This is a genomic window from Paenibacillus sp. JJ1683 (assembly GCF_053006485.1).
On the sequence record NZ_CM129820.1, the window covers coordinates 4,388,395 to 4,400,022 of the forward strand.

The following is an 11,628-nucleotide window of genomic DNA, read 5'->3' on the forward strand; positions in this document are numbered from 1 at the left end:
GTCTTTAATTCCTCTCTAATGTACCCTTGCCTGCTCAACCAAAGCATGCTTTAACACCTGATCCATATGGGCAACGGGGACAAATTCAACATCCTGCCGGATACTGTCGGGAATATCCTTCAAATCCCGTTCATTATCTTTGGGAAGCAGAATTTTTTTGTAGCCTGCCCGATGGGCAGCCAGCGACTTTTCTTTCAAACCGCCAATCGGCAATACACGACCGCGCAAGGTAATTTCGCCCGTCATCGCTACATCCTTGGATACATGACGATTGGTTAAAGCCGAAATCAATGCGGTAGCAATCGTAATTCCGGCAGATGGGCCATCCTTTGGTATCGCTCCCTCAGGAATATGAATGTGGATATCATTTTTCTCATAGAAGTCCAGTTCAATGCCCAGATCGACTGCCTTGGAACGAGTGTAGCTGAATGCCGCCTGCGCGGATTCTTTCATAACGTCTCCCAGTTTACCCGTAAGAATCAGTTTTCCGCTACCAGGCACAACCGTCACTTCAATCATCAGTGTTTCACCACCGACCTCGGTCCATGCCAAGCCTGTAACCGTACCGATCTGATCCTCCAGTTCTGCTACACCGTAACGGAATTTGGCGATACCCAAATAATCTTTCAAATTATCCGGTGTGATTTGAATCGGTCCTTCACCACCGGAAACAACTGACTTCGCCGCCTTGCGACACAGAGAAGCCATTTGCTGTTCAAGATTCCGCACACCGGATTCACGGGTATATTCGCGAATGACACGCAGCAGCGTATCCTCCCCAATAACCAATTGTTCCTCTCCCAAGCCATGCTCTCTCTTCTGCTTAGGCAATAGATATCGATTGGCGATTTCCAGCTTCTCCAGTTCGGTGTAGCCGGGAATATAGAGCGTCTCCATACGATCCATCAGCGGACGTGGGATATTATGTGCAGCATTGGCTGTCGTAACAAACATCACGTTGGACAGATCAAACGGCAACTCAACAAAATGGTCACTGAACGTGTTGTTTTGCTCAGGATCAAGCACTTCGAGCAACGCCGCCGATGGATCGCCCCGGAAATCGGAGGCCATTTTATCAATCTCATCCAGCAAAAAGACTGGATTAGATGTTCCTGCGGTCTTCATTCCCTGAATAATCCGCCCCGGCATCGCGCCAACATAGGTCCGGCGGTGACCACGGATTTCTGCTTCATCGCGCACACCTCCGAGAGAGATGCGGACAAATTCCCGGCCCATGGATTTGGCAATCGAGCGAGCCAGCGAGGTCTTGCCGACCCCTGGCGGACCTACGAGACACAGAATGGGCCCCTTAATGGTTTTCACCAGTTTGCGTACGGCCAAATACTCCAACACCCGCTCCTTGGGCTTATCCAGCCCATAGTGGTCGTTATCGAGTATTTCTTCTGCTTTGACGATATCAAGATCATCATCGGTGAACTTGTTCCACGGCAAGCTTAACAGCCAATCGACGTAATTGCGGATGACACCACCCTCGGCAGAGCTTGCTGGCATTTTTTCCAGACGGTCAATTTCCTTTTCGACCTTCTCTTTCACCGGAACAGGCAACTCTCGTTCACTTAGCTGGTTGCGTAGTTCTTCAACTTCTCCTGCGCGACCTTCCTTCTCACCAAGTTCCTTCTGAATCGCCTTCATTTGTTCACGCAGATAATACTCCTTCTGCGTCTTTTCCATCTGCTTTTTCACACGCTGGTTGATTTTACGTTCCAGCTCCAGCACTTCACGTTCATTGTTCAAAATATCTAGGAGCTTCTCCAGACGCTGAGTTACGTCGATCGTCTCCAATATATCCTGCTTTTCCTTAATTTTGAGCGTCAAATGGCTTGTGATTACATCAGCCAGTCGCCCTGGCTCCTCAATATCAGATACCGCAGCGAGAGTCTCCGGTGTTACCTTTTTGGACAAATTGATATAATGCTCGAACTGAGTTAATACAGTGCGCATAAGCGCATCCGTTTCAGGCTGTACGTTTTCTGCCTCGTGCAGTTCCTTCGCCATTACCTCATAATATTCTTCATTGTCCATATATTGAATAATCTCAGCGCGTTCCAGCCCTTCCACCAATACTCGAATGGTTCCGTTGGGAAGCTTGAGCATTTGGCGTACTTTGGCTACCGTGCCGACTCGAAAAATATCCTCTTGTGTGGGTTCTTCAATATTAACTTCTGATTGAGAACACAGGAGAATCAAATTGTCTTCAACCATCGCTTTTTCCAAAGCCTTGACCGATTTTTCCCGGCCCACATCGAGATGCAGAACCATGCTCGGGTAAACCAGAAGTCCTCTTAAAGGCAGCAAAGGAAAACGACGACCTTTTGTCTTGGTGGGTCCCATCGCTTTCGCACCTCCAGTGATTCTCAGGTTCCGGATTTTACAATCCTCACGTTGCTATCTTTCATATTTTATCAAATGTTTTATAAAAAAACCAATGAAAGACTAGTTCATTAGCAAGATCCCGTATCTGAAATCGTCCCATTATGTGTTCCATCCGCCTGTAACAAGGAGGATTGAGATGGGCGAAAAGTCTCAATTGGCGCATGTACAGGCGCATCCGTGGTCATCTCTTCTCCAAACACATGACGAAACACTTCGGTAACCGACTGTACAGGGATGACTTTTAGTCCCTCAATGCTGTCAAATAGAGCTTGCCAGTTATCCTGCGGAATGATCACTTTTTTGGCACCAGCCTGAAAAGCAGCTTCGACCTTGGCTAATACGCCGCCAATCGGCTTGACTCGACCATGGATGCTAATCTCGCCAGTCATGGCAATCTCATGATCCACCGGAATTCCCCGCATCGCGGAGGCAATAGCTGTTGCCATCGCAATCCCTGCCGACGGACCATCTACTGGCGTCCCCCCTGGAAAATTGATATGCAGATCGTAATTGGACGGAGACAAACCGAGCGTACGCAAAACAGTCAGAACATTTTCCACAGAGCCTTTAGCCATGCTCTTACGACGCAGTGTACGGGAGTTACCTCCGATCTCTTCTTCATCCACAACACCCGTAATATTATAGCTTCCCTTTCCTTCAGGTACCGGAACCGCAGTAACCTCAATTTCTAGCAGCATGCCCATATTCGGACCGTATACAGCTAATCCGTTAACGAATCCAATTTGTGGCAAGCCCGGTATTTTTCGATCAGGACGAGGTTGAATTTGGCTGCTACCCGCTACCCATTCTACATCCGAAGCATCGAGTCGTTCCCTTTTCTCGGTAAGCGCCAAACCAGCAGCAAGCTGGATCATATTGACTGCCTCCCGGCCGTTGGTCGCGTAACGCTGTACAACCTCGACTGCCTCTGGACAAGGACCAAAGCCCAACTTGTGTACAGCATCTTCAGCAATACGAGCAATCTCCTGAGGTTGCAGGGCACGGAAATAAATTTCCATACACCGGGATCGAATAGCAGGTGGCAGCTCATGCGGCGAACGGGTCGTCGCACCTACCAAACGGAAATCCGCAGGCAAACCATTTTGGAAAATATCGTGAATGTAAGCAGGCGTATGCGAGTCTTCTGAATTGTAATATGCACTTTCCAAAAATACCTTTCGATCCTCCAGCACTTTCAACAGCTTATTCATCTGCGTTGGATGCAGCTCGCCAATCTCATCAATGAACAGCATCCCTCCATGAGCCTTCGTTACAGCTCCGGGTTTAGGTTGAGGGATACCCGCTACACCCATCGCTCCTGCCCCTTGATAGATTGGATCATGTACTGAACCAATTAACGGGTCCGCAATACCACGTTCGTCAAAACGGGCCGTTGTGGCATCAATCTCCGTGAATTTAGCATCCCCCTTGAACGGGGAAGACTGATTTTTCTTAGCTTCTTCCAGCACCACGCGCGCCGCAGCCGTTTTCCCTACACCGGGAGGGCCATAAATAATGACATGTTGTGGATTCGCACTGCATAACGCCGCTTTGAGCGCACGCAGCCCGTCCTTCTGACCGACGATATCCTGTAACGTGGCAGGCCGTGTGCGTTCAGCCAGCGGCTTAGTAAGTGAAATAGAGCGCAATTTGCGCAACTTATCCAATTCCTTCCGAGATTCCCGATCCACCGCACTACGGTTCGTTTTCTGGCTCCGCAGAAGATTCCAGAAATACAGACCAATGACAATCCCGAAAAACATTTGCACCAATAACAATATCATAGTCAAGTCCATCGTATTTCCTCCGTTTCTCATCTCAGCAATTTGAAAATGCTGTTCTATGAAAGACAGTATTTCCTTTTCCACGAGAGCTAAACGGCTGTCTTTCAAAAGATCAGAGAGAAATACAAAAACGCCGCGAAAAACAGTTCTGTAGCAGAGCTGCTCTCCACGGCGCTTATACAATGACCATAGTTTATGATTATACCTGTTTTAAAATAACCGCTTTTGCCTACACCTTCTCGGCAGTGTGACGCTCTTCACGTCCCGGTATTTTACCTGTTTCCTCATAAGCCTTGACGATGATATCAATTTCTTTTTTCAATTCGTCAACCATTTCAGCCTCAGGGACTTTGCGAATCATCTTTCCATAACGGAACAATAGACCTTCTCCACGTGCTCCGGCAATTCCGATATCAGCTTCCTTCGCTTCACCCGGACCGTTAACTGCACACCCCAGTACGGATACTTTAATCGGCACCTTGAGTTTTGCAATGTAATCCTCTACTTCGTTCGCAATAGAGAACAGATCAATATCCAGACGCCCGCAAGTCGGACAAGAAATCAATGTAGCTGCATTCGTGATCAACCCAAACGTTTTGAGCAACTCCCGTGCTACCTTCACTTCTTCGACCGGATCGGCACTTAGCGAGATACGCATGGTGGACCCGATACCAGCTGCCAACAGTGCTCCCATACCCGCTGCGCTTTTAACCGTTCCAGTAAAGAGTGTGCCGGCTTCGGTGATGCCCAAATGGAGGGGATACTTAATAATTTCAGCTGCCTTCGTGTAAGCCGCAATCGCCATTGGAACGTCAGAAGCCTTCAGTGATACGATAATATCATGGAAATCAAGTTCTTCGAGTATCCCGATATGGTACAGTGCACTTTCTACCATCGCTTCTGGCGTAGGGTAGCCATACTTATCCAGTAAATGCTGTTCCAATGATCCAGCGTTCACACCAATCCGAATCGGAATCCCTTTTTCTTTACACGCCTTAACGACTGCTTCCACTTTTTCACGTCGTCCAATGTTGCCTGGGTTAATACGAACCTTGTCAATCCCATTTTCAATCGCCAGTAGAGCCAGCTTGTGATTAAAGTGAATATCTGCAACCAGCGGAATATGAATCCGCTTCTTAATTTCCTTAATAGCTGCGGCAGCTTCCTCATTGTTGACGGTAACCCGCACTATCTGACATCCGGCTTCTTCCAAGCGAAGAATCTCAGCTACTGTAGCTTCCACATCTGCCGTTTTGGTTGTGCACATGCTTTGGATGATAACTTCATTGCTGCCGCCAATCGTCAGATTCCCGACTTTAACGGGACGTGTGTCTTGTCTTAAGAACATGTACTTTTCTCTCCCATTAACGCCAAACCTCCACCCCATAAAACCTCATACAGGTTTAGTGAAGTGGAGATCTGGCTTCTCATGTTGTAGAGATCGCGAAGTATCAATCCTTAGGCGCTCTCTTCTTGTTTTTTATCCTTATCTGTACCACCGAGTTCCGGTGCGATTTTGTCTTTTACTACCTGCTCGTTGATGACGCAAGTCGTCACATCATCACGGGAAGGAACTTCGTACATAACGTCGAGCATAATACCTTCGATGATTGCACGAAGGCCACGGGCACCCGTGTTACGCTTGATCGCCTCACGAGCAATGGCTTCCAGAGCATCTTGCTTAAACTCCAGCTGCACATTGTCCAGTTCCAGCATCTTCTGATATTGCTTGGTCAAGGCATTTTTTGGTTCAGACAAAATACGAACCAATGTCTTCTCATCAAGCGGCTCCAGCGTAGAAATAACTGGCAAACGTCCTACGAATTCCGGAATCAGACCGAATTTCAGCAGATCCTCTGGCAATACCATGGAGGTATATTCGCCTGGTTTCAGATCTTTTTGTTCACTAGTCGCGTTAAAGCCGATGACCTTCTTACCGATACGACGTTTGATCATTTGCTCCAGACCATCAAAGGCACCACCGCAAATGAACAGGATATTCGTGGTATCAATTTGAATGAATTCTTGATGTGGATGCTTGCGACCACCTTGCGGAGGTACAGAAGCAACTGTGCCTTCCAAAATTTTAAGCAACGCTTGCTGTACACCTTCACCCGATACGTCACGCGTAATGGACGGGTTTTCGGATTTGCGGGCTACTTTATCAATTTCGTCAATGTAGATAATGCCGCGCTCGGCTTTTTCTACATCATAATCGGCAGCTTGAATCAGTTTCAGCAAAATGTTTTCAACGTCTTCACCCACATAACCCGCTTCCGTAAGGGAAGTGGCATCTGCGATAGCAAATGGGACGTTCAAAATTTTAGCCATGGTTTGCGCAAGTAACGTTTTACCCGAACCTGTAGGTCCAAGCATCAGAATGTTACTTTTTTGCAATTCCACATCATCAATTTTGTTTTGTGTATTAATACGTTTGTAGTGATTATATACCGCAACTGACAATGATTTTTTCGCTTGATCCTGACCAATAACATATTGGTCCAGAATTTCACGGATTTGCATTGGTTTTGGAATGTCTTTCAGATCTACTTCTTCTTCATGACCCAATTCTTCCTCCACAATTTCCGTGCACAACTCGATGCATTCGTCACATATATATACGCCCGGTCCGGCAACAAGCTTGCGAACCTGATCCTGAGATTTACCGCAGAAAGAACATTTTAATTGTCCTTTTTCATCATTAAATTTAAACATAGAGCCACCCCTTTACAGATTAATCGGTTTAGACAGCACCTGGTCAATGATACCGTATGCTTTCGCCTCTTCCGCTTCCATGAAGAAATCCCGGTCAGTATCACGTTCGATTTTTTCGAGGGGCTGACCTGTACGCTCCACATAGATTTGATTCAGCTTGGCACGTGTTTTGATAATCCAGTCCGCATGAATCAGCATGTCGGAGGCTTGCCCCTGAATGCCGCCGAGCGGCTGGTGAATCATAACTTCACTATTGGTAAGTGCATATCTCTTGCCTGGTGCACCGGCTGTGAGCAATAAAGAGCCCATACTAGCAGCCATACCTACACAAATCGTCGATACATCCGGCTTAATGAATTGCATTGTATCATATATACCCATGCCTGCAGTAACAGAACCGCCTGGCGAGTTAATGTACAAATTAATGTCCTTCTCCGGGTCTTCCGCAGAAAGGAACAATAGCTGTGCAATGACGAGATTGGCGACATCGTCATCAATCGGGCCACTTAGGAAAATGATGCGATCCTTAAGCAACCGCGAGTAAATATCGTAAGATCGTTCTCCTCGATTCGTTTGTTCCACAACCATAGGGACGAGACTCATCACGACCAACCTCTTTTCTTTATTAAAATGAACACCTGTATTCATCCGCTTCCTTAAGTCCCATTAAAACGGAAGCGGCAATCATGAAACGTGAACACCTTACAAAATATTTTAACATGTTCAGAGTCTCGTGTCATATTTGCCTGTGCTCATATATAAAATGCAGGCTATTTACAGACGTCCTGCCGAGACCTTCTCATATTTAACCATGTTTCGTATGTATGTGCAAATGTACGGTAGTGACTTATGTAAAACAGAAAACACCATTCACAGCGCTTTCCATAAACGACTAAAATTTGGATTGTCTAAGGTAAAAATAAGGCACGTAACTTTCACTACGTGCCTTATCCTTATCTAATTACTACGTTGCAGCCTGTTACAACATACACCGTATATTTGATCGTTTAAATTATTCAGCAGCTGCAGCTGGCGCTTCAACTTCTTTGCTGTTTTCAACCAGCAAAGCGATTGTTTTGCGCAGTGAGATCTCTTCTTTCAAGTTAGCGAACGAGCCGTTACTTTCCAGAATGCTGCGGATCTCTTCTACAGAACGTTTGTAAGCATCAGCCATGTTTTGCAGCTCTTCATTAATTTCCGCTTCGGAAACTTCGATGTTTTCTGCTTTAGCCACTTGCTCCAGCACGAGGTTGTTGCGTACGCGCTTCTCAGCATCAGCTTTCATTTGCTCTTCCAGGTCTTCTTTGCTTTGACCGGAGAAGCCGAGGAACATTTCAAGATTCATGCCTTGGCTGCGCAGACGGTTGTCGAAATCGCGAACCATGTTTTGCACTTCACTCTTAACCATTGCCTCAGGAATGTCGATTGTTGCATTTTCAGCAACTTTCTCCACTACAGCGCCCTCACGAGCTGCTTTAGCTTCGTTTTCTTTGCGTTCCAGCAATTGCTTTTTCAAGTCTTCCTTGAATTCAGCAAGTGTGTCAAATTCACTTACATCTTTAGCAAATTCATCGTCCAATTCAGGAAGAACTTTGCGTTTCAGTTCATGAACTTTCACTTTAAATACAGCTTGTTTACCAGCGAGGTCAGCAGAATGGTAGTTCTCAGGGAACGTTACTTCAACGTCCTTGGAATCACCAGTGTGCAAACCAATCACTTGATCTTCAAAGCCAGGGATGAAGGTATTGGAACCCAGTTCCAGAGAATACTTCTCAGCTTGTCCACCTTCGAACTGTACACCGTCTACGGAACCGTCGAAGTCAATGATAGCTGTATCGCCGGATTGAGCAGCATCTTCATCAACGACAACCAATTCAGCATGACGTTGTTGCAGGCGCTCCAGCTCTTGAGCCAATTCTTCGTCGCTTACTTCGATTTTGCTTACAGGCACTTCTACGCCTTTGTAATCGCCCAAAGTTACTTCAGGTTTAACCGTAACTTTTGCTTTGAATTTGAAAGTTTCGCCTTTAGCAAATTGATCAATTTCAACATCTGGGCTATCTACTGGGAAGATGTCTGTTTGCTCTACAGCTTGGCTGTATGCTTCTGGCAACAGGAAGTCAATTGCATCCTGGTACAGACTTTCAATACCATAACGTTTTTCAAAGATAGGACGTGGCACTTTACCTTTACGGAATCCTGGTACGCTTACTTGTTTAACCACTTTATTAAAAGCTTTGTCGAGTGCAGCGGCTACACGATCCGCGTCTACCTCAACTTCAAGAACCCCAAGGTTCTTCTCTATTTTCTCCCAAGTTGCTTTCATTTTATGCTTTCCCCTCCAACAAAATCTTCACTTAGTTTTCATTACAATCAACGCACACAAAATAACCACTATAGTATATCTAACATTACTGTCTTTTTCAAGAGCAGCCCTTGAATGCTTTAACAGGTAAACGTTTCCGGTCATTAAGGAGTGTTCATTCCCGCCGCTACGAATAATCGCATCGACCGATATGCTTGCTCAAAACGGAAGCGCAGTGCATCTGTAATGCCATATATAGCGCGGGTTTCTTCTTCATTATTGTTCCCGTTCAAACTTTCCGAAACGGTCTGATGGAGTGCTGCTGCCCAAATATCCGGCATTCCGTCCTCTTCTACCAACATTGATCTATAATCTTTCGTACCGTACACGGCCATCACAAACTGTGACCACAGCTCCTGTGCAAAATAGAATAGTGTGGGCTCATGCACTTCAGTCTGGTCAGCTACCCGTTCCAAAATACGCATAATCGCCTCTGGAAACTCATCAGGCTGTAACGGAACCGTTTCAATATCGATTTCTGTCTTTTCATCCCCTCGTCTGATTTCTATCGTCCCTTCCATTCCGCGGCGTCTCAATGTCTGTAGAACACGGAATTGGAGAAGAGGATGGATTTCCCGTTCAGTAATCCAGCGAAGCAAAGCATCGTCGATCTCCGGCAGTTCCAAGTAGGATAACTGTTCCAAAGCTAGAATCGTCTGTTCGGATAACGGTTGATCCATAGCCATCTGCAAAAGCTTGTTACCGTAGCCTGCATCCTGTTCCTGCTTAAAACGTGCATGACGGCGAGCCAACTCAACTTCACTGACTTCGTCTTCTTCCACATTGTCCGTTACCGCTCCGCTGTCAGCATACTGTGGAAATGCAGCTTCCAACCATTGTGATAGAGCGTTCCATTCATCGTATTGTTTCTGCTCCTGTCCCTGACACTGCATCAAAAAGCGCAGCATCGCCATCGCCTCTCCGTAACGTTCGTTTTCAAGCATCACCGTAAGTTGAATTTGATAGTAGTCCAGTGTCTTCGGAAACAATACGATATTATTTTCTTTTGTCGTCACCTTGGAGTCCTTTATTTTCAAGGCACCCCCTCTCCTCCGCAAGCTAAAGTATTCGTAGATTATATGAGAAACAACAGCCGTAGTTCAACTACTCGTCTTCAACATATTCACCTGTATTCTAACATACCCTTTTATAAGGCAAAAAAAACGATGTGTAGTCTGAATTTATGTGGTGTAGAGCCCGAATAAGCGATATATGTAAAATAAGACTTGAATCTTTTTCATCCATATGATATATTAATATTCGCTTGAATTTTATGTCCCAGTAGCTCAGCTGGATAGAGCAACGGCCTTCTAAGCCGTCGGTCGGGGGTTCGAATCCCTCCTGGGACGTATAGCCGAAGCTTCCTATTTAGGAAGCTTTTTTTATTTTCCACCCACGTAAGATCTACCATGGACGTTGGAGCCAGCATCGTATTACAACCTATTTTAATGTAGAAAAGGCTGTTTCCGTAGCGCTATTCGAGCGCTTGTCTGGGACAGCCTTTTAATCGAGGATATACCCATTACACCGCTTGACTGCGTGGAGTAGTAAGGAGTTTAATCAAATGAAATTAATATCTTGGAATGTAAATGGCTTAAGAGCCTGTGTAACCAAAGGATTCTATACTTATCTAAAAGAAACGAATGCCGATATTTTTTGCGTACAGGAAACGAAGCTTCAAGAAGGACAAATCCTCATGGAGAACATGGAGGAATACATGCAATACTGGAATTATGCTGAGAAAAAAGGGTATTCTGGCACAGCTATTTTCACCAAAATCAAGCCGCTCTCTGTGCATTATGGACTCGAAGAAAATGAAGAACCGGAGGGTCGAACCCTTACGCTGGAATTTGAAAAATTTTATCTTGTCAATGTGTACACACCGAATACCAAACGGGATTTATCCCGATTGCCATACAGGCTCGAATGGGAAGACCGTTTTCGCAACTATCTGCAACAACTAGACACTCTGAAGCCTGTCATCATTTGCGGAGACTTGAACGTGGCTCATCAGGAGATCGATCTCAAAAATGCCAAAGCCAACTACGGAAATGCTGGCTTCACGCCCGAGGAACGAGACCGCATGTCACAGCTGCTCAACGCTGGATTTATAGACACCTTCAGATATTTTTATCCTGATCGAACGGATGTTTATTCCTGGTGGTCCTATATGCCAAAGGTGAGAGAACGGAATATCGGCTGGCGTATTGATTACTTCCTCGTCTCGGAGCGGCTTCGTCCACTATTAATAGATGCGAGTATTGATTGCCATATTACAGGCAGTGACCACTGTCCTGTTATATTAGATTTGCAAGATATTTCCGCGTAATTCCGCACTAATACAAGAAATTAGGGTCTTAAAAAGCCGTC

8 protein-coding genes and 1 tRNA gene are annotated in these 11,628 nt (G+C 45.8%); 2 read left to right on the forward strand and 7 right to left on the reverse strand.

The genetic code is table 11. From position 1 onward, the window contains the following. Positions 1-15 precede the first annotated feature (15 nt). From lon to ACUC6J_RS18825, 7 genes are all read right to left on the reverse strand, one after another. Positions 16-2,352: an endopeptidase La gene (lon, locus tag ACUC6J_RS18795; protein WP_045244838.1), complete on the reverse strand. Its 2,337-nt coding sequence runs from the start codon at positions 2,350-2,352 to the stop codon at positions 16-18. 110 nt (positions 2,353-2,462) lie between these two features. Then, positions 2,463-4,190, reverse strand: a complete 1,728-nt coding sequence (lonB, locus tag ACUC6J_RS18800) for an ATP-dependent protease LonB (RefSeq protein WP_016324658.1) — start codon at positions 4,188-4,190, stop codon at positions 2,463-2,465. 217 nt (positions 4,191-4,407) lie between these two features. Then, positions 4,408-5,526 (reverse strand): flavodoxin-dependent (E)-4-hydroxy-3-methylbut-2-enyl-diphosphate synthase, encoded by a 1,119-nt coding sequence (gene ispG, locus ACUC6J_RS18805; protein WP_017427410.1) that lies wholly within the window; start codon positions 5,524-5,526, stop codon positions 4,408-4,410. 110 nt (positions 5,527-5,636) lie between these two features. Continuing rightward, positions 5,637-6,893: an ATP-dependent protease ATP-binding subunit ClpX gene (gene clpX / locus ACUC6J_RS18810; protein WP_013372695.1), complete on the reverse strand. Its 1,257-nt coding sequence runs from the start codon at positions 6,891-6,893 to the stop codon at positions 5,637-5,639. A gap of 12 nt (positions 6,894-6,905) precedes the next feature. Then, on the reverse strand, positions 6,906-7,496 hold the full coding sequence (gene clpP, locus ACUC6J_RS18815; protein ID WP_016324659.1) for an ATP-dependent Clp endopeptidase proteolytic subunit ClpP: 591 nt from the start codon (positions 7,494-7,496) through the stop codon (positions 6,906-6,908). A 409-nt stretch (positions 7,497-7,905) separates the two neighbouring features. After that, positions 7,906-9,219 carry a trigger factor gene (gene tig / locus ACUC6J_RS18820; protein ID WP_017427409.1) on the reverse strand — a complete coding sequence of 438 codons (1,314 nt, stop codon included), beginning with the start codon at positions 9,217-9,219 and terminating at the stop codon, positions 7,906-7,908. Positions 9,220-9,362: 143 nt separating this feature from the next. Continuing rightward, positions 9,363-10,295, reverse strand: coding sequence for a hypothetical protein (locus tag ACUC6J_RS18825; protein ID WP_016818406.1), 933 nt, complete (start codon positions 10,293-10,295; stop codon positions 9,363-9,365). Positions 10,296-10,533: 238 nt separating this feature from the next. Between ACUC6J_RS18825 and ACUC6J_RS18830 the strand changes: the two genes are divergently transcribed. Both ACUC6J_RS18830 and ACUC6J_RS18835 read left to right on the forward strand, forming a co-directional pair. After that, positions 10,534-10,607 (forward strand) — tRNA-Arg (locus tag ACUC6J_RS18830). A 215-nt stretch (positions 10,608-10,822) separates the two neighbouring features. Beyond that, complete coding sequence (locus tag ACUC6J_RS18835) at positions 10,823-11,587, forward strand: exodeoxyribonuclease III (protein ID WP_016818629.1); 765 nt, start codon at positions 10,823-10,825, stop codon at positions 11,585-11,587. The last annotated feature ends 41 nt before the right edge of the window (positions 11,588-11,628 follow it).